Source organism: Caulobacter sp. GW821-FHT10A10 (assembly GCF_059415745.1).
In genome coordinates, this window is sequence record NZ_JBWKNV010000010.1 from 131,952 (window position 1) to 150,666 (window position 18,715).

The 18,715-nt window shown below is 65.0% G+C and carries 18 protein-coding genes; 7 read left to right on the forward strand and 11 right to left on the reverse strand.

Features of this window, described 5'->3' with window-relative positions; genetic code table 11:
- The first annotated feature begins 21 nt into the window (after positions 1 to 21).
- Both AC07NS_RS23635 and AC07NS_RS23640 read left to right on the forward strand, forming a co-directional pair.
- Positions 22 to 303, forward strand: coding sequence for a conjugal transfer protein TraD (locus AC07NS_RS23635; RefSeq protein WP_494607248.1), 282 nt, complete (start codon positions 22 to 24; stop codon positions 301 to 303).
- Positions 254 to 607, forward strand: coding sequence for a conjugal transfer protein TraD (locus AC07NS_RS23640; protein ID WP_494607250.1), 354 nt, complete (start codon positions 254 to 256; stop codon positions 605 to 607). The genes AC07NS_RS23635 and AC07NS_RS23640 overlap by 50 nt, the downstream gene beginning before the upstream one ends.
- A gap of 282 nt (positions 608 to 889) precedes the next feature.
- Here AC07NS_RS23640 and AC07NS_RS23645 read toward each other — a convergent pair whose 3' ends face one another.
- The 4 genes from AC07NS_RS23645 to AC07NS_RS23660 form a co-directional block, all read right to left on the reverse strand.
- Positions 890 to 1,381, reverse strand: a complete 492-nt coding sequence (locus AC07NS_RS23645) for a hypothetical protein (protein WP_494607252.1) — start codon at positions 1,379 to 1,381, stop codon at positions 890 to 892.
- Positions 1,371 to 1,715 (reverse strand): sigma factor-like helix-turn-helix DNA-binding protein, encoded by a 345-nt coding sequence (locus AC07NS_RS23650; RefSeq protein WP_494607254.1) that lies wholly within the window; start codon positions 1,713 to 1,715, stop codon positions 1,371 to 1,373. The genes AC07NS_RS23645 and AC07NS_RS23650 overlap by 11 nt, the downstream gene beginning before the upstream one ends.
- A complete protein-coding gene (locus AC07NS_RS23655) occupies positions 1,712 to 2,014 on the reverse strand; it encodes a hypothetical protein (RefSeq protein WP_494607256.1) in 303 nt (100 codons plus the stop codon). The genes AC07NS_RS23650 and AC07NS_RS23655 overlap by 4 nt, the downstream gene beginning before the upstream one ends.
- A gap of 80 nt (positions 2,015 to 2,094) precedes the next feature.
- Positions 2,095 to 2,586, reverse strand: coding sequence for a hypothetical protein (locus tag AC07NS_RS23660; RefSeq protein WP_494607257.1), 492 nt, complete (start codon positions 2,584 to 2,586; stop codon positions 2,095 to 2,097).
- A gap of 97 nt (positions 2,587 to 2,683) precedes the next feature.
- Here AC07NS_RS23660 and AC07NS_RS23665 point away from each other — a divergent pair, with 97 nt between their 5' ends.
- From AC07NS_RS23665 to AC07NS_RS23675, 3 genes are all read left to right on the forward strand, one after another.
- Entirely contained in the window at positions 2,684 to 2,920 is a 237-nt protein-coding gene (locus AC07NS_RS23665) for a helix-turn-helix domain-containing protein (protein ID WP_494607259.1), read from the forward strand.
- 198 nt (positions 2,921 to 3,118) lie between these two features.
- A complete protein-coding gene (locus AC07NS_RS23670; RefSeq protein ID WP_494607261.1) occupies positions 3,119 to 3,331 on the forward strand; it encodes a helix-turn-helix transcriptional regulator in 213 nt (70 codons plus the stop codon).
- Positions 3,332 to 3,675: 344 nt separating this feature from the next.
- The gene (locus AC07NS_RS23675; RefSeq protein WP_494607263.1) at positions 3,676 to 4,587 is read left to right on the forward strand and encodes a 3'-5' exonuclease; all 912 of its coding nucleotides are present in this window, start codon (positions 3,676 to 3,678) and stop codon (positions 4,585 to 4,587) included.
- Positions 4,588 to 4,614: 27 nt separating this feature from the next.
- Here AC07NS_RS23675 and AC07NS_RS23680 read toward each other — a convergent pair whose 3' ends face one another.
- The 7 genes from AC07NS_RS23680 to AC07NS_RS23710 all read right to left on the reverse strand — a co-directional run bounded on the left by AC07NS_RS23680 (position 4,615) and on the right by AC07NS_RS23710 (position 17,471).
- Positions 4,615 to 6,285, reverse strand: a complete 1,671-nt coding sequence (locus tag AC07NS_RS23680) for a UvrD-helicase domain-containing protein (RefSeq protein ID WP_494607265.1) — start codon at positions 6,283 to 6,285, stop codon at positions 4,615 to 4,617.
- On the reverse strand, positions 6,282 to 8,216 hold the full coding sequence (locus AC07NS_RS23685; RefSeq protein ID WP_494607267.1) for an ATP-dependent nuclease: 1,935 nt from the start codon (positions 8,214 to 8,216) through the stop codon (positions 6,282 to 6,284). The genes AC07NS_RS23680 and AC07NS_RS23685 overlap by 4 nt, the downstream gene beginning before the upstream one ends.
- Before the next feature lie 160 nt (positions 8,217 to 8,376).
- On the reverse strand, positions 8,377 to 11,778 hold the full coding sequence (locus tag AC07NS_RS23690) for a UvrD-helicase domain-containing protein (RefSeq protein WP_494607269.1): 3,402 nt from the start codon (positions 11,776 to 11,778) through the stop codon (positions 8,377 to 8,379).
- On the reverse strand, positions 11,778 to 14,438 hold the full coding sequence (locus AC07NS_RS23695) for a PD-(D/E)XK nuclease family protein (protein WP_494607270.1): 2,661 nt from the start codon (positions 14,436 to 14,438) through the stop codon (positions 11,778 to 11,780). Before AC07NS_RS23695 ends, AC07NS_RS23690 begins: the two co-directional genes overlap by 1 nt.
- A 45-nt stretch (positions 14,439 to 14,483) precedes the next feature.
- The gene (locus AC07NS_RS23700) at positions 14,484 to 14,966 is read right to left on the reverse strand and encodes a protein-tyrosine phosphatase family protein (protein ID WP_494607272.1); all 483 of its coding nucleotides are present in this window, start codon (positions 14,964 to 14,966) and stop codon (positions 14,484 to 14,486) included.
- A 136-nt stretch (positions 14,967 to 15,102) separates the two neighbouring features.
- Positions 15,103 to 16,605, reverse strand: coding sequence for a hypothetical protein (locus tag AC07NS_RS23705; protein ID WP_494607273.1), 1,503 nt, complete (start codon positions 16,603 to 16,605; stop codon positions 15,103 to 15,105).
- Between the two features lie 161 nt (positions 16,606 to 16,766).
- Positions 16,767 to 17,471: a hypothetical protein gene (locus AC07NS_RS23710; protein WP_494607275.1), complete on the reverse strand. Its 705-nt coding sequence runs from the start codon at positions 17,469 to 17,471 to the stop codon at positions 16,767 to 16,769.
- 101 nt (positions 17,472 to 17,572) lie between these two features.
- Here AC07NS_RS23710 and AC07NS_RS23715 point away from each other — a divergent pair, with 101 nt between their 5' ends.
- Both AC07NS_RS23715 and AC07NS_RS23720 read left to right on the forward strand, forming a co-directional pair.
- The gene (locus AC07NS_RS23715; protein ID WP_494607421.1) at positions 17,573 to 18,079 is read left to right on the forward strand and encodes a GcrA family cell cycle regulator; all 507 of its coding nucleotides are present in this window, start codon (positions 17,573 to 17,575) and stop codon (positions 18,077 to 18,079) included.
- Entirely contained in the window at positions 18,072 to 18,671 is a 600-nt protein-coding gene (locus tag AC07NS_RS23720; protein WP_494607277.1) for an ATPase, read from the forward strand. The genes AC07NS_RS23715 and AC07NS_RS23720 overlap by 8 nt, the downstream gene beginning before the upstream one ends.
- Positions 18,672 to 18,715 lie beyond the last annotated feature (44 nt).

Consider the following 18,715-nt stretch of genomic DNA (forward strand, 5'->3'; position numbering starts at 1 on the left):
CCGCAATCGATGGAAACTGCGATGCGCAAACCCCGTGACTTCGATGCTGAGCTTAAGAGCCTCGAAGACAAGGCCAAGACGCTGAAGGATCGGAAGGTCCGCCAGCTTGGCGAGCTTGTGATCGCCACCGGCGCCGACGCTCTGGACGTCGAGACCCTGGCCGGCGCGCTGCTCGGCCTCACCAACGCTGGAGACGCCGCGCGCAAGCAAGCCTGGAAGAAGCGCGGCGCTGAGTTCTTTCGCGGCGGCAAGGATGAGCCCACGCCTGCGAACGCTGCGCCAAGCGCTACCGGCGACCAGTGACGCCGAGCGCCGAACGACAGCCGCGCTCTATCGCCTGGAAGCCCAGCGCGCCCGGCTCGATACGCGAGCCTGGGTGGTGAAGCGACGCGAGCGGACCCGTCACCTGATCGAGCTCGGCGGCCTCGTGCAAAAGGCCGGCCTTGTCGATCTCACCCGCGATGATCGCGCCGCGCTCTACGGCGCCCTTCTCACCTTGGCGGTCATGCTCAAGGGCGAAGACGGCGAGCACACCCTGGCGCTCTGGCGGCGCGGCGGGAAGCGGGCGTTTGAGGCGGAAGCCGAGGACAAGAACGGCCAGGGCTGAGGCCGGCCCATCACGGGCGCCGACCGCCCTCCCCTCGGAGACCATACGCCCTGGATCGCATGGTGGAACAAGGGCCGGACGGGCTGGCGCGCGTCAAGGGTGCGCGCCCTTGGGCGCGCATCGCGGAGCGACGGCGAAGCCGCCCTTGACCCGCACCATCCCGCCCGGCAGACGCTCACCAAGCGCTCCAGGGCGAGCACCGACCGTTCCGGTCCTGGCTCCCGCCACAGGAGGAGAAGCCGGCGGGCGCGGAGGACGGCCGGCGCACCTAAGAAGAAAGGGCTAGCTGCCGCAGGTCGGCGTCCCACAGTTGGGACACCGGGTGGTGCGCAGGTCTTCCATCGCCGACTTGAAGAGGTCGTAGCCGTCGCCCTGCTGGTGGATCATCACCTGCAGCGCCACCTCCAGCTTGGCGACCGCGCCCTTCAGCTCATGGGCGCGCAACTTGGGCAAGGCGTCGAGCCAATCGCGCTGGCGGTCGAACAGCGGCTTCAGCTCCTCGTCGATGGCGTTCATTTCCTCGGTGGGCGTCATCGCAACCCGCTCCTCGGGCGCCATGCGCTCCCACCGCCGCTGCTGGACGAGGATGGCCTCGAGGTCCGACCATCGGCTCAGAAGACGGTTGATCTGTGCGTCCAGCGCCAGCCATTCAGCGCAGCGCGTCACAACCGGACCCGCCAGGCGTGCAGCCCCGACACTTGCACTCCCGACCACCGGCGCGGCGCCGATGACGACGCGGCGCGAGATGGGCAGCGGTCCCTTGTCATTGGACATCGGAGCGCTCCGGGTTGGGCAAAGGGCGTGAGGCGGGCCGGCGACGCTCAATCAGGTCGACCGTGTGCGAAACCTCGGTTAGCGCCGCGGCGAACAACGCCTGAACCTCATCGACCGACAGGCCCATGTGGCGAGCGATAAAGCGGTAATCGAGCGCCTGGACGGCATTGAGCAGGAAGACGTCCCGCCTCTCTACCGGCAGCCGCATCACCGCGTAGGACATCACCTGCTGGGTGTTGTGCGGATCGAAGGACCGGCCGCGCCAGAGCTCCGGATATCGCCAGCGCCACCACTGGCTCGGGCTGAGCGGCCATAGGGTTCGCAAGAGGGTCATAAGCGGTCTCCCTCGTCGTTGGTCTCGACGTAGGTCGCGGCCGCGGCAACGGCGTCGATCAGCGCGCGCACGGTCTGGTAGGCCCGAGCCCAGTCCAACGTCAGGACGCTCTCCTCAGGCATCCGCATGATGGTGTGGTTCTGGTAGAAAGGGCTCTGCAGCGCGGCCAAATCGGCGAGCCCGGCGGGCTCAGCCCGAAAGCCCGCGCGCCTCGCCGACTTCAGCGCCAGTTCGATGGCGATGGCCAGATGATACCGTGTCGCCTCGGGATGGCGTTCCAGCGCGTGCTTGGCCGACAACTGGAAGCTCGCCGCGTTACGTCGGAACGTCGCCGCCAGTGGGCGGTCGGCGCCGTCTCGTCGGCGGGGCGCGCGGCGGGTCATTTGCCACAGAAGGCGGTCAGATCGCGGGCCGCGCGGGTGATCAGGCCGTGGGCTTCGGGCTCGTCTTCCTCGAAGATCAGGCGGGAGGCCACCATCAGGTTGGCGATCACCGCCTCGATGCTGGCGGCGGGCTTGGGCCGCATGCTTTTCAGCAATGCGACCCTCTCGACCTGCAGCACGTCGAGCCGCGCGTCGATCTGCGCAAGCTTCTGGCCTTCCGGTATGGCGGCGCGCTCGTCTGGCGACAGGCGGTGCCATTGCATTTTCTTGATCAGCCAGCCTTCGAGCTGCCCCCACTCGGTCATCAGGCGCCGCTGCTCGGCGTCGACGGCGAGCCAGCGCTGGCAGAGCGCGACTGATTTGTCTGGGCCGGCATCAGCAGATGCGACCGTGAGCACTGGTGATGCGGCGCTGCCGGCCAGTACAGCGCGCCTTGAGAGCTGCGCCGCGCACATGCCAGCATGCCCCGCCTTGCGACGTGAGCCCATGACTCGCGATCCTGTGTGTGTATTACTCCTTTAGTATCACTGACGACGCTAATGAACAAGCGAAAAATATCGTGCACTTTACTAATAGTAAAATTACATGCTGACGGCGGCTCAAATCCGTGCCGCGCGCGCTCTGGTCGATTGGAGCGGACCACGGCTGGCGGAGGCTGCTGGCCTGTCGTTGCCGACGATCCGGCGGATGGAAAGCGCCGTTGGTCCTGGCCGCAGCTCGGTCGATAACGTGGAAGCAGTACGTAGGGCGCTTGAGGCGGCCGGCGTGATTTTCCAGATGGCCGATGACACGGCCGGCCCTGGCGTTCGTCTGAAAAATTAGTCGCAGCCGACCGCCCCACACCGCACACAGATACTCCGAGGCCGCGCCCAGTACTCCCAACCTACTATTTTACCGCCGGGAGCTTCTTTTTCTTTCCCGCAGCACGATCGAGCGGTTCAGGGGCCTTGCGGCTGCTGTAAGTCGATCCAATTCTGGCTCGTCGAATGCCTTCAGATCTCATTGTGTGGAGTCTAAGCCATGGCCGAGCCCGACCGTATCCTGCGTATTCGCACCGTGCTGGCCCGGACGGGCCTTAGCCGATCCACCCTCTATCGGAAGATCAACGAGGGCTCGTTTCCCAAGCAGGTGGCGATCAGCGTTCACGGAGCCGGTTGGCGGGAGTCGGCGATCAACAGCTGGATCGCCGATCCAGCGGGCTATCATCAGCCGGCGCCCAAGGCGCAGACGTGACTCCTCCCTGACCTTGGGAGGGGCCGCTTTCGGGCAGCAGGCAAGGTACGGGGGAAGCGGATTTCATGACATTGACCATCGCCCCCACATGACGCGAGTTCCACCCCAGGTGGGGCGGGGCTGGGCCGACGATATCGGTCATTCCGCTCGCCTCTTTCGATGGAGCGGAATTCAGATCGACGAGAATAGCCGCATCGATAGTGCGGCGAGGCAGACCCTCTGCGGACCGAGACCTGGCTCCCCCGGGGCCTCGGGATGGCCTGCCCGCCTAGAACTCGGCCGCCAAGCGGGACGCCCATCCCGTCGATGTGGCAAGATGGCTCCAGACGATTCCCGGACGCCGCATGACCGACTCCGAACCGCCTTTTTCAGACCCCGCCGCTCTCGAAGCCATGGCCCGTCAGCTCGAAGCGAGCGGCCGCTACCGCCTGCTACGCCGGTTCGACGGCAACACCCTGGCCGTCGCCGACGATCCCGCTACCATCCGCCAGGGCGTCTATCTCGACGTCGAGACGACCGGCAAGGATGCCGACCGCGACGAGATCATAGAGCTGGCCCTGGTGCCGTTCCAGTACGACGGGGATGGGAGGTTGGTCGGCGTCGGAGCCCCCTTTGTCGAACTGCGCGAACCTTCCATACCGATCTCGGAAGAGATCACCCGCATCACCGGCATCACCAACGCCATGGTGGCCGGCAAGACCATCGACGTGGAGAAGGTCGCCGCCTTCATCGAACCAGCGGCGGTCGTCATCGCCCACAACGCCCAGTTTGACCGCCGGTTCGTCGAGCGGTTCTGCGAGGCGTTCAAGCACAAGGGCTGGGCGTGCTCGATGATCCAGGTCGACTGGGCGGGGGAGGGGTTCGAAGGGACCAAGCTCTCCTACCTGGCTAGCCAGTGCGGCTTCTTCTTCGATGGCCACCGCGCCGAGAACGACTGCCTGGCGGGCCTGGAGATTCTGGCCCGGCCCCTGACCAGCGGCCGCACGGCTCTCGCCCACATGCTGGAGACCGCTCGCAAGCCGACTTGGCGCATCTGGGCCGAACGCTCGCCCTTCGAATTCAAGGACAAGCTAAAAGCCCGCGGCTATCGCTGGAACGGCGAGGAGGGCCCCGCCCCCAAGGCCTGGTACATCGACGTCGACGACACCGCCCGGGACGCGGAACTCGACTACCTGCAAAAGGAAATCTACGGCGGTGAGGTCCACCTCGCCACGCGCAGGATCACTGCGTTCGAGCGGTTCTCGGATCGGGCCTAATGGTGCGGCGGCGCTGCAGAATTGCCGTCAAATCCGCGCAGCTGCCGCGTAGCGGAGAAACTCAGCGTGGGGCGTTCGCATGATGTCCCAGCGGGGACGAGGCCATCCTTGCGGCCTGGCGCGCTGATCACAATGGGTGAGGAAAAGCTGGAACTTTGCGCGAGAAATGCCGACGAAAAACACGGACCGTTCGCTGACGAGGTTTCCCCAAAAGGTCTGGTTCTCGACGCCGAGGATGAAGACAGCTTCGAACTCCAACCCCTTGCTCTTATGAATCGACATGATGCGAACGGCATCATCGCCGGAGAAAGATCTTAGAGCGATGGCCGGGTCGCCCGCCGTGTTCAGCAGCTCATGCGCGCGCGCCGTCGTCTCCGCGATCAACTGATTTAGTCGGCCGCCGTGCGCGTAGTCGGACGACATCGCTACGATCTTATCTCGCCCTACGGCCTCGATGATCACCTCAATCAGTGCGACGAGCTCGCCTTCGTCCTTGAGATTAAGGGCGGCGGAAGAAATCTTGCTGCGGGTTTCGTTGATTAGCCGGGTCCATCGTGAACGCTGTTGGTACTCGTGCTCCTCATCAAAACCGTAGTTGAATGCGACCTGGTCAAGCAGGCGCCGGTGCGCGGCTGCCTCCCGCTGACCGCATACGATCAGAAGGAAGTCGATGATCAGTCGGGCTACAGGTTCCGATGTCAGGTCCTGGCTCGAATCCTCTTCTCGGTATGGAATACCCGCAGCATTCAACGCGGCCACCAAGCTCTGACAGACGTATTTCTGTTCGCGACTGACCAGGACCGCGATCTCCGACAGAGGCACATCCGCGTCGTGGTTCAGCTCGCGGATGCACTGCGCCAGACCGTTCGCCTCGTCCGTCTCGGTCCGATAATGCAGGGTCTTGACCACGCCCTTGTCGCCGATGATTTCGTCGTCAGCAATCGCTGCCGGCGGGTCCATGATCCGAACCATCGCGTTCTGCATTCGACGTAGCCGCGGCGCGGATCGGAAGTTCTGGTATAGGTTCAGTGGTGCGGCGGCGAAGTCCCGCGCGAATGTTCCGAAGATGCCTTCCAGAGCGCCCGCCCAGCCCATGATGCTCTGCTTGGTGTCCCCAACGGCGGTGAGAATGGCGGTCGAGCCGAGGAAGCAAGCCTTGATCAGCTCGTACTGGTCCGCCGCGCAGTCCTGAAACTCGTCCAGGAACACGTGGCTATAGGTTTGGCGCACGGCGTTTCGAGCGATCGCATTGCCCACGATGATGCTCTGCGCCAAAGGGACCATATCCGCAAAGGTGATGGACTGGTGCTGCACGCGCCGTTGGCCGATCGAGTAGTCGGGGTTCAGAGCATCGCTTCCCTTCAAGGCTGGGCGAAAGCGGTCGATCAGCCGCTTGGCGAATGCATGGAAGGTGTAGCTGTCCAAACGAGCGGCCAGGTCGACGCCGCACCGACGTCTTACCCGCGCCCGGAGATTCTGCGCCGCATCGATCTTGAATGAGATCGCAAGAATACGGCGCGGATATCTGCACACGCCAGTCCGCAGCAAGAAGTCGGCGCGTTGCGCCAGCATCTCGCTTTTCCCGGCGCCGGGTCCCGCCGTGAGAGCGAGGTGGCGCTCGGTTTCTGTCGCCGCCTGAAGCGCGTTGCGCTCGAGCACGAGTCCAGCAGACGGCGACCAACGGTCGATCGAAATCATTCTGGCAGCGCCGCGAGCTTAGCCTCAACGAGCTTGATCATGCGGTCGAGAACCGCCGGCATGTCCGCGACTAGAGCGTCATCGTCGAGCGCCGACAGCGCCTTGACGTGATGAGTCGGTTTGCTGCCGAGCTTGAACCGACGGTGATAGCTGTCGAAAAGCTGCTGTTGCTCGACCGAGTATTGGTCTGCGAACGCATCGTGACTCTTTCCGAGCACGGCCTTCGCTGTGCCAGCATCAGGATTTTCGAGATCCAGATCAGGATCGATGTCGTAGGCGTCAGGGAAAGCCTCGATCATCAAGAAATCGAGATCGAGCGGGGACGAGAAAAACACGCCTTTCCCTTCGAGATAGGCGACCCAATTTTGCGGATCTGACTTCAGACGCGCGGCGGCCTTCCAGGCTGGAATGGCATCGACAGCTCCCTGCGTCAGTGCCGGGTCAATTCCGTAGTTGATCAGTTGCTGCGCCGCATATCGCACGCGCCCCCAACCGCCCTGCCAGCGAGCAAGGTCCAAGTCGAGCAGGGTGACGTGCGGAATTCCTAGGCCTGTCAGCAGCCGCCAAAAGTGGTTCACGTGGCGCCCACCGAGGGGCACGATCGACACCGACGCGTCGTCGGCCAACATGCCCTTGGCGCCAAGGAGGCGAGGCAGGACGATCTCCTCGCTGTCGCCTTCGCCGAGGATGACCAGCCGCGCGAAGTAGAGTTCGGGAAAGGCTTTCACCGCTTGGCGGACGTACTTCTCCGCCTCATCCTCGGCCGGCATGGTGATCCGCGAAATCACGGTCCGGCGCTCGCCATCGAGGCGCAGGTATCGGATGGCTTCGGGATCAACACGACGGAGCAAGGCGGGAGCGTGGGTAGCGACGATCGCTTGGCTGTCGCGTCCATCGCCGAAGGCCCTCAAGGCATGGATGACACGTCCGAGGTAGTGGGGAGACAGACTGTTCTCCGGCTCTTCGACGGCAAGCAGCGTGAAAACCGGGGGGCGTAACTTGTCGAGATCAAATGCGTCGCCACCGGCGAGCGCCTTGTCGCCAATCTCCCGCGTGGCAAGGACCAGGCTGATGTAAAGGAGCGACTGCTGTCCGTCGCTCAGCCGAGAAAAATCAACGAGCGGCGCCTCTGGGCCAGGCGTGAAGCTCAGGCTGAGATGTCGCAGCAGTGCTTCGATTTCGCTACGGGCGAACGACACCGACGGGCTGGTGTAGAATTTTCCCTTGTGCAGTCCCTCCCATGCCTTGGTAAGCTCGCGCCCGATCTCGGCGACGGCAGCATTACCGGTCAGGGCATCCGTGATCTTGGCGGTGAGATCAGCCACAGCACCACGCTCGGTCGTCCAGTTCGCGGCGCGCAGGATGCGGCCGAGAAGTGCATTGGCTGAGTATGAGACGTGGTCGGCGGGGTTTCGACGGGCAGGAAGATAGTGCACTTGAATCGCGCTGCGCTCGAGTTTGGAGACTCGGTTCTCGGTCTCAACCGCGCCGGCGGCGTCCAGCTTGGTGACGCTGGTGAAGGTCTCCTCGATGTCGCCGTCCTGGTCCAACGTCGCCAGCAAGCGAAAGCGCATCCTCACGGATTCGTCGTCGGTCTCCATCTGCATATGAGCGAAACTGCCGGGTACGGCCGGCAAAATTCCCAATATATTGGCGGGTAGCAGCTCGGGAAATTCGAAGTCCGCTTCGAGCCAGAGCTGACGCTGCGCAGGTGCGTCTTCTGGAGCCTCATCTGCGGCGATGTAGAAGTCCGACGCACGGATCTTTCTCTGCGCGGGGTCGATACTGAACATTCTCGCGAGCGCCTGCAGGACAGCCGTCTTGCCGGATCCATTCGGGCCAATGACAAAGTTCGTATTGTCGAGCGCGATCTCGGTAGGACCAGGTCCAAAGCATCGAAAATTGCTTAGTCGCAGTCTAACAAGCTTCATCTATAGCCCCACATGCCCGACGCCCGAGCCACAAGTCTTGGTTGAGCGACTTTAGTGAGCTAAGCGCCTTCAGACAACCGCAGGCACCGGACGAGATGCGGAGAGGCACAGTCCAAGCCGCGCCTAACCTATGTTCTCGGCGGCCGCGTATTCTGACGGGTCAAGCGTGGGGCACAAGTCCGCCGCGAGGAACCGCCAGAATGGTCCCGCTTGTCATGAGGACGATCAGGCCTCGCTCAGCGCCCGTCATGTCCAGATAGGCGCCGACCTGGGCGCGGTAGTGGTCAAGCGCTTGCGGTGTAGGCTGAACATCACTTTTCCAATCGACCACCACCTCGGCCGCGCCGTCGGCGTTGAAGCTGGTGGCGTCCGCGACGCCTACCGTCGCCTGCTCAACCCCGTCGAGAAAAGAGGACGCGAAGACCCCAAGCTCCGGGATCAGCGAGGGTCGAAGACCTTGGATTTCAGGCAAGGCCAGGGTCCGTCGAACGCATGCCGCCAGTTCGCCCGGCGCGAGGCCATCGGCGGGATTGTTGACTACCACCTTGCCAAGCTGGCCGATCAGGTCTCGAGCGCGAGCGATCAGCGTCGCATCATCGTCAGCCACCTCGCCGGTCAGCACCTCCTCCATCAGCTTGTGGAGGATCAAACCCCGGTCGCGTCCGCCCTGAACGTCCAGCACGTCGATGCCTCCGGCCGTCTGGACGTCGCCTTCGTCGACCCAGATCTGGGCCGCCTCCGGCTGAAGCACAAGGCCCTCGGCCCGCTCGTCACGACTCGGAGTCAACCAGCTCAAATGTTCCTGGCGATCAGCGATCGCTGCGGCTTCAGCAGCAAAAATCTCCCGCGTCTGCCGGTTCAGCTCGACGCCTGCCGCAGGTTCGATATCGGCAGGCAGGTGCGCCAAATCCAACGCGACGAGATCGGAAAGCGAAAGATCGAGCAACGCGATCCAAGCCGATCCGGCCGGCGCCACGTCCAGTCGCGGAAGCACGAGCAACTCGCGCGCCCTGGTCGCGGCGACATACCAAAGGCGAACCCGTTCCAGGTTCAGCTCGGTCTTTTCAATTTCTCGCGCATCATCGTAACCGGACGGCGTCGCGCCGAAGACAGGCGCATACAAGGTGTCGTTGGCGCGATCGACGAAAATGGAATCCGCGGCGATGGTCTGGGTCATCGTGTTGATCGGGATGACGATCGGCCACTCCAGGCCCTTGGCGGCGTGGATGGTGTAGAGCGAGACCGCCTCTTCCTGGGCGTCGGGTCGGCCTTCAACCGCTCGGGCCTCGTCCGTCCAGGCGGCGGTGACCGTTTCGGCGAAGGCGCGCAAGCCCCGTACTGCGAACGGTCGGGCGAGGTCGAGGTAGAGATCGACATTGGCCAACGCGCGTTCTGCCTGGCCGCGATGGCGCGCGATCAGGATCGGACGCACTCGCAACACGTCCACCGCTTCGCAGAGCAGTTGATGGGGCGTGGCGCTGTTGATCCGCCGCCTCAGCGCCTGGAGCTGTTCGAACACCAGGCGCGCAGTGGGATGAGCGATAGCGGCCACGTCAATAGTCACCGACAACTTCGGCAGGCGGTCGGGTGCGTCGTCCGGCCTCGGCAAGGCCCAGACCAGATCGAGCAACTCCTCCTCAGTCAATCCCACCAAGGGGCCGCGCAGAAGCGCGCCGAGCGCCAGGGTGTCGCGCGAGTCGGCCAGCACCCGAGTGAGGGCGATCAGGTCCTGGACTTCCTGACGCCGGAAAAAGCCCTTCCCGGCCTGGGTGGCCACGGGGATACCACGCCGCTCAAGCGCCTCCTCGTAGCGCCAAAGATCGCTGCCGGTCGGTGCCAGCAGCGCGATGTCTCCCGGCTGGCACGGACGGATAGCGCCCGAACGGCGGTCGAGGATCATTTCACCGCCGATCAGACGGGCGCACGCCTCAGCCACCGCCTCGGCTTCACCGTCTCGGCGGCGGTCGGCCGAGGCCTTGCCGTCGGCGTCGGCCACGGCCACGTCCAGCGCCGCCAGGCAGAGGCCTTCCGGACGATCATCGTGAAACACCTGAAGCGCGGTGAAACCAGGCTGCCCCGCGGCGGACAAGCAGCCTTCGAAGCGTTCATTGACGTAGGTCAGGATCGACTTGCAGGAGCGGAAATTGGTCGCGATCGAAAGGACGCTGTCAGCGCCTTGCGCCTCCAAGGTCGTGCGCGCACGCACATAGGCGCCCACGTCGGCGCCGCGAAACCGGTAAACCGCCTGCTTGGGGTCGCCGACCAGGAAGAGGGCGCCGGGCCGGATCTGAAAGTCGAAAGGATCATCGGTCGGGGCGACCGCCGGTGGATCACCGCAAAGCCGCCAGAAGATTTCAGCCTGGAGCGGGTCGGTGTCCTGAAATTCGTCGACCAGAACCTGGGAGAAGCGAGTGGCCAGGGCTCGCCGCACTGCATCATGGTCGCGCAAGAGATCGCGCGCCGCGAATATCAGGTCGTCGAAGTCGAGCAGCGCCGCCGCGCGCTTGTGATCACGATAGCGCTGCAGCACCGGCCGGACCTGGGTGATCAGATCGCTGAGCACACGGCCAACGACCGCTTGCGACAAACGGGTCCAAGTCTCGCAGCAGGCCCGATAGAGATCGTGTGCGGCCGCATTGAGTTGGTCGCCGTCAGCCTTTGACAGACCTGCGCGCTTGGCCTCCTCGCCCCACTTGCCTTTCTTCTGATAGGCGCGGAATCCGGTCTTGGTGCAGAGGGCTTCGGCCGGGCGGGTCACCAAGAGCCGAACGAGGCCGGCGGGCGTCTCGATAACCGCATCGACCTCCAGGCCGTCAGCCATCTGGCTGAACAGGTCAGCGATCACCGCCGTCTCCGGCTCGACAACGGCGGCCGCGCCGAGAAAATCGGCGAGCGCCAAGACCGCTTGTCGGAACGCCGTCAGGGAAGGCGCGAGCGGAAGAACGGCCGGCGCCGACAGGCTCGGCCGCTGGCGCAGCTTGCCGGTGATGGCGTGGATCAGCGTGACGGTGTCGGAGGGATTGTGCAGCACCATCTCGGCGATGATCCCGCCTTGCCCGCCCGATAGTTGACCGCGCAACCAGGTCTCGACGATCTCGAGGAAGGCCAGATCGGCCTGGCCCCGGTCCATGACACTCGCTCCCGGATCAATATCGGCTTCGACCGGATAGGGCTTGATCAGTCGCTGGCAAAATCCATGGATCGTCGAGCAGGTGATCTCATCGATCGCCGCCGCGCCGACGGCCAGGTGGCGCGCCTGCTCCTCTGACAAGCCGTCAGGGAACGCCACGCGCAACTCTGCCGGCGTCTGGCCAGCCGCCAAGGCGGCGACGAACTCACGAACCCGAGCCAGGAGCTCGCCGGCGGCCAACTCAGTGAAGGTCACCGCCGCGATCGATCCGGGCGCGACGCCCTGCGCTAGCAGGGCGGCGATGCGGCCCGCCATGACCGCGGTCTTTCCCGAGCCGGCTCCCGCCTCCACCAGAAGCGAGCGATCCAGGGCGCCGATGGCCATCCGCCGTTCGGCGTCGTCCGACAAGGCAGGTGAGGCGATCGTCGTCATCAGGGGACGTCCCAAACTTGCGCCGCATCGCCAAGCGACAAGGTCGCGGCGGGCGTCTTGCGTCGGCAATAGTCAGCGCTGGCATTGGCCGGGAGCGCGAAGGCCAAGTCGTCGTAGTCGCCACCCGCGTCGGGCCCGATAAGGCCGCCTCCGCCGCGCAGGGCTTCGCGTGAAGCGCTCAGATAGCCGATGGCCTGCGCCAAGGTCGCTTCGGGATCGGCGAGCTGCAGATCGCTCATGTCCCGCAGATAGAGCAGAGAGGCGCTGATCGCCACGTCCTGCCCCAGGAGCGCTCGAACCGCGAACGCGTAAAGGCACCGCTGCAGCTCGCGCCCACCGTTGAGGTGGATCTCGGTCTTCGGCGGCCGGCCGGTCTTGTAGTCGCGCACCAAGGCCTGCCGCCCGTTTCCGGCCAGATCGAGACGATCAATATAGCCGGAGATCTGAAATCCCGCCCCCGGGATACGCACGGGCGTCTGGGTGTCCCATGGGGCGACGGCGGCCGACTTGGGCGAAGCGCCGCCGAAGGCCACTTCACTGTAGGAGCGGCAATCGGGCAAGGGCGCATCGTCGTGGACCAAGGCGCGCTCGGCCAACACCCGTGCGTCCTGCAAGGTACGCCGCCAAATGACGGCTGGGGGCACGGCGCGCTCGCTGGCCCAGTCGGCCGCGACAGCGCCGGCCGCCGCCTCAACCGCCGCTGCGACGCCGGCGGCGTCCGTTCTGGCCAGCCCTGCGCCGGCCTCGAGTGTTTGGAGCGCGACATCGAGCGTCCGATGGATCAAGTCGCCGGTGGCCAGCGCGTCGAGAACCAACGGATCGGTCCCACTCTCCGGCAGACCAAGTCCAAGCCCATAGCGCCATACAAAGCCGAGGGGGTTGCGCAGGAGCAAGCTCAGCGAGCTGGCCGACTGGGTCCGGCCCAGGATCGCCAAGATCGCAGGGTGGTCGACGCGAATTTGGCCGTCATGCGCTGTGATCGCGTCACGCCGCCAATCGCGCCAAGTCGCGAGCGCGCTCACGGCGATCGGCGCGCCGGCGAATTCCGTCGGCCGCGCCGTCAGTCGGTCGGTCTCGCTAAAGGCATGAAGGGGAATGGCGTTGCGGCGAAGATAGGTCTCCGGGCCGGAGCCCGCGAGCAAGGCGCTGCGCCCCAAAAGTCGTCCCTCGCCGTCGCGGCGGGCGCGCGACATCACGACCTGTGCGCCGCTCGTAGCGAGAATGGTCGCAAAATCCCGACGATCGGTCGCGCCCATCGGCAGCGGATCGAGCTCGGTGGCGGCGATGACATGATCGGGGATGAGACGGTCTTCGGAAAGACCGCGTGGCCATCGCGCAGCGTTCAGTCCCAACAGCCTGACAAACCGGCGCGGCGAACCGGCCAGCGCGCTGGCGGGCATCCAGGCGACTGAAATGCACGCCTCAAGACCATCGTCCAGTTTGATGGTTTCGATCGACGCCTCGAGCGATCCGGCCGGCCCCGCCAGCAACGCCTTGCGCCAGATGGCGCGCGCGCGGCCGACCAGCAGCGCCTCCCCGATCTCGTCCGCCGCGTCGGCTCCTCGGGTCAGAAGCTCGACGAGCTCGCGCAGGGATGCCGTGTGATCCTCCCCATCCGGCCAGCTGGCTGGCGTCAGACGGTCAAGCATGCGTCGCCAGGCTTCGGGTGAAGCGAGGGGCGCATCAGCGGGAAGGACGCGCATCCAGCCGGCCGGCAGGGTCTGAAAAGGCGCGGCCTCGCCGCACAACGCCGCCAAGCGTCGCATCCGCGTTTGAGACAGACCACGAACGACGATATCGGCGAGGGCCGCGGCGGCCTGGCCGTCGCGCACCGTGGTCGCCTTGACGCCATGGACGAAGTGCAGGTCGAGATTGGCGTCGGCGCGAAGCGCCAGGAAATGATCATCATAGTCGGCGGTGCCGGCCGCCGCGATCGCGATCTGGGCAGGCTGAGCCTGGCCCGACGCCAGCAGGTCGCGCGCCCACCGGACCGCCTCGATCGCCTCGTGGTAGGCCGTGGCCGCGCTCACCGCCGTGAGCGCCGGCGTCTGGGGCGGCTCGGTCCTGACCGTCACGCTTGATGCGTCCAACCACTTTGGCGCGGGGCGGGGTCCGGCCGACCAAGTGACCGACGTATTCTTGGCCAGCGCCAGCACAAGCGGCCGCCAGCAGGGCGCGAGCTCGGCCACTCCAACGATGTCCACAGGGCCCAACACGGCTGGAGCATGTTGCTGGCGCTGTTGAGCGGCGGCGGCCAGGTCAGCGGGGCGCATCATGCCGGCCGGGAGCGTCGCCAGGACAGCCGCCTCCAGACGCGCCATCGCATCCAACCGTGGGTGCTGAGCGGCGCGACCGGCAATATCGACACCAGCACGCCAAGCCTTCTTCAGGGTTTCGGTCGCCGCATCCACCATACCGGGCAACTGCTTGATGGCCTCCAGTTCGGCCAAGGGCGTCGCCGGCAAGACCGACTGGATCGCCGCTCGCAAAGCCTCCTCGTCGATCGGTCGAACGAACCCGCCCGCCAGTCGCGCGGCCAACTGCTCGATCGTCATGACCTGCAGGCCCTGGTGGCGTTCGCGCGCGGCCGCAAGACGTTGCTCGCGCATCGCCAAGCGGCTCTGGACGACAACGGTCCGCCTGATCGACTGAATGGTCATGGCCAGTGTCCCTCAACTCGCTCCAATACTTCCGGCGCAATGGGTCTAAGCGTACCTGGCCCAGTTGAGACGCGCGTAGTCCGCCATGCCCAAGGCCGGCGCCCACGGTGGATAGATTGCCCTAAAAGCCTCCTCCGCTTCGCCCCAAGCCATGCCCTTGAAACGATCGGTGTGCTTTGCGAGGTAGAGCAGAGCCAGGGTCGGCGAACGCGAGGCGCCCTGGTTGCAGTGGACGAGCACCTGGCCGTCGCCGAGGTTTTCGTGGATCGCTTCAATGGCGGTGTCGACGATTTCGGAAGCCACGTAGTTGACGTCAGGCACGTCAACCAGGTTCAGGATCAGCCGACCTGGCCGTCGCGCCATCAGGTATTCGGGATGGTCCTTGGCCGCGGCTCGACCCGTGTAGCCCAGCGCCTGCCGATGGTAGGGCTCCTTGCAGGCGTGAACCACGAACCAGCCCTGCTGGCCTCGAATGGCCTGCTCGTCAGCTTCTGAACCGACATACAGCTTGGGGTGAACCTCAATCATCGTTTCCTCCGCTCCATCGGTGTCCGTCGAGCGGAAAACTCTGCCGAAGCTTGGCCTTTAGCCAAGGTTAGCTCCAGCACGGCGCGAGCGCTAGCTGAATGCCTCCATAAGACGTGAGATTGTGGTGGGCCTCAATCTACCCGCGATGATGACCCGCCCAGGCTCCCAAACGCGCGAACGGAATGATGTCGACGTCGTCACACAGGACCGGGAAACGGGTGACCACGTAGTGGCGGATCTCGGCCAGCGCCAGTTCGTCCTGCAGCAGCTGTTCTCGTCCCCGCTCCTTGACCAGGGCTCGGCGATGACTGGCGACGACGGCGTTGTTGTAGCGCGCATAGCGCGCCGGCTCGCCCTCGATTAGGCGCCCGTCGATGACGTTGTTCTTGCATTGCAAATTATGGATCACGCCGTTGCGGGTCGCGACCACGTCAAATTCGCGCCGCTGGATACGCCGCACCGGGGCCACCGTGAACCCCGCGGCCTCCAGGACCTCGCGCACCTTCTTCTCAAACAGGAAGCCCGAACGGATCTGGAACCGCTTCTTGCGGCTCAAGACCCTGCTCGCCCAGTCGTTGATGAAGCGGGTCAGCAAGGTCACGTTGGTGACCAGCTGATCATCGATGCGAACGAACGGCTGATGCCCGTCCAGCGCCGCGCCGAGCATCACGCCCTGATGTACGAACGCCGATCGGCTGACGCCAGGCCAACGCGCCGCCAGCAGATCCACCGCGGCCAGGAACGGCTCGGCGGGCGCGTTGACGACATGGCTCTCTGGGCCGCGCAACAGGGGCAAGATGAGATCGCAAACCGGTTTAAAGCTGGTGCCGGCCAGGTCGAATTCGGCGTAGGCCATCTCGATCAGGGCGATCTGATGAACGACCTCGGCCTTGGACAACAGTCGACGCGCATCGAGGTGCGAGCCATCCGGAGCGTTCCCCACGATACCGTGCTCGATCATGTCGAGCACCGAAACTCGCTGGGGATCCAGACCGCCCTGATCCAGCAGATCGGCGGAGCGATTGGCGGCGTATCGGACCCCGTCCGAGTGGACGGTGAAGTCGGCGAAGACGTGGTTCAGCATCCGCATCTGCGCCAGATCGATCAGTGGTCCCGCCGACAGCTCGATAAGCGTCATGAACGGGACCAGGTCGAAGGCCGTGCGCGCCTTCGATGTCCCCTGGCAGAGCTGGGGCATCACATAGAGTAGAGAAACCATTCTGCGGCGGCGCGTATGCAGATAGCCGACCGCGTGGGCCACGGTCGTCAGGCCGAGGGCCATGCCGCTCGCGGCGCACCCCAAATCAAAGGCGCGCACCAACTGCAGCACCTCGAGCATCCGGGTCTCGATATCGCCGTCGTAGAGGCCGCGGATGGTTTGCTCCAGCCAGGCGCGCCGAGGCCCGACCGCCGCGGCCAAGGGCATGTCGGCAATGGCGTCGTGCAGGGTCTCATCGTCGAGGGGCTCGGTGAGGAAGTTTATTAGCTCCTCGGCCCCCTGCAGGATTCGGTGCCAGCTCTGCGGCGTCACGACCGGATCATAGGGCCCCAGCTGCGCGGCGACGCCACGCTCGGTCCGGTCGATCTCCGCGGTGAGGGCGGCGGTCAGGGCCGGGCCGGAGAACACGCCTTTGAACATTGATCGGTCGTTCCTGGCTTGCGCGGCGCATCGCGCGTGTCAGCGCCGACCCTTCCTCGCGGAGGTCGGGCCGAGGGTATGGGACAACACCAGATCGCCGACACCTCGGCAAACTCGACTGAATCCCCAGTACCCTTGCCGCTAGCAGCGCAGACGTAAATTCAGTTCAAGTCATCGATCTTGGCCAGACGCCACCTGAAGACCAGCGGCGCAAACAGGAAGACCCCGGTGCGAGCCGGCGCCCGGCGCTCGCACCGGTCGATCACGATCCCAACGCCGCCGGCCGGCAGCGTGCCTGCGGCGTTCATCGCCGTCTCCGTTGCCGAGACGATGTCTTCAAACACGTCAACGCCATCCCGCTCGCGCGAGAATATCGCCAAGGTCGCATAGCCACTCGCCACCTCAGCACCGCCCAGGCGCATAGGATAGAAGCCGAAGTGAACCTTTTGATCGGCCTGGGTAGGCGCTTCGGGGTCGTTCTCGGACCGGATCCAGACGGCGTGCGGCGACAAGGCTTGACGCACATGAGCGAATAAAGCCCGCGCCGCGCCATCGAGGACTTCCTGTTCCCGCTCGGAGACCGGCTGTCCCGCGCGAGCGATGTTGGCGAGCGACCAGACGCTGATGAGGGATCGGTCCATCGCCGGCTTTGGTGAACCGGGACGAACAACGCCCCGCAGGCGCGCTTCAAACCGAGGCGAGGTCCGGCTAGAAACGAGCCTGTCTCCCTGCCAGATTTCGCAGGGTTTCTGGGACCACTGGCTGATCACATGAGCCCTGCAGGCCTGGTCGTCTTCACACGACACCCGCGCGACGGCGCCATGCGAACCATCAGGCTTGAGGAACCTGATTTCATAGTCCGCCAAGGCTGGTTCCCCGTGAATGACCGCCTCTACCGCGATGGATGCTCACGCGCTATATTCAGTCTATGAGCCGGTCCCTTTTCGACCTGACATTCGACGCGTTGATCGCAACGGGCGAGCGCGCCACGGCAGCTGCGATCGAGGAGGCTGAGCGCGCCGGCGTGCCCATCGCGGCGTTGGATACGCCAGCTTCGGCGACAACCTGGTCGCTCGAGCGGTTGGCGACCTTGAAGACGCTTTGGCTCGAAGGCCTCTCGGCTCGGCAAATCGCCGAGCGTCTGGGTGGAGTCACCGGGAACGCGGTCCAGCACAAGATTCAGCGTCTTGGCTTGTCGGGGCAGGACAAGCCACCGGTAGCGCTGCGGGCGCGCGCAACGGAACGCGCGCCCGACCGCGCCGCCCAGATCCTGACGCTCGGCGTCCACATGTGCAAATGGCCGATCGGCGATCCGAGCACGGACGGCTTTACGTTCTGCGGCCGACGCGCGGTCGATGAGAGCCCCTACTGCGCGGAACATGCTCGCATAGCCTACCAGCCCAGCCAGACTAAAAGGCGCTCCATAGCGGCGAACCTGGTTCTGATCGAACCGCGGCGCAGGCCGAGTGCCTGACCAGCCGTTTGTCTTGATGATCGCCGGTCCGAACGGTTCGGGAAAAACCACGCTGACCCAACAGCTGCGGCGCGATGGCGTTGATCTTGGCCACTACATCAATCCTGACGAGATCGCCAAGACACTGACAGGCAGTTACCGTGAGCGAGTGGCGCGGGCTCAGGCGATCGCCGACGAGCAGCGCGGGGAGCGCCTGAAGGCGGGTGCGAGCTTTTCGTTCGAGACGGTCATGTCCCATGCGTCCAAGATCGACGTGCTATCGGCCGCCAAGGCTGCGGGGTTTCGCGTGGCGGTCTATTTCGTCGCGACGGAGTCGGTCGAACTGAATGTGGGCCGTGTGCGTCAACGGGTGGCCTTGGGCGGTCATGATGTGCCCGATCAGAAAATCCGAGCTCGCTACCCACGGACGCTGGGGTTGTTGCCCGCCGCGATGGCGCTGGCCGACGAAGTCGTCCTGTTCGACAACTCGTTCGGCGCGCCCGCGATCATCAGGCCGTTTTTCAGGCGATCCGGACCAAGGGTCGTCATTCAGCCGCCGGCGCCGGAATGGGCCAGGCCCGCGATCAAGGCTTGGTTACCGACCGAACGTTAGCGCTCGGAGTTGGTGACCGCTTCGCCTCAACGCCGTTCGAGCGG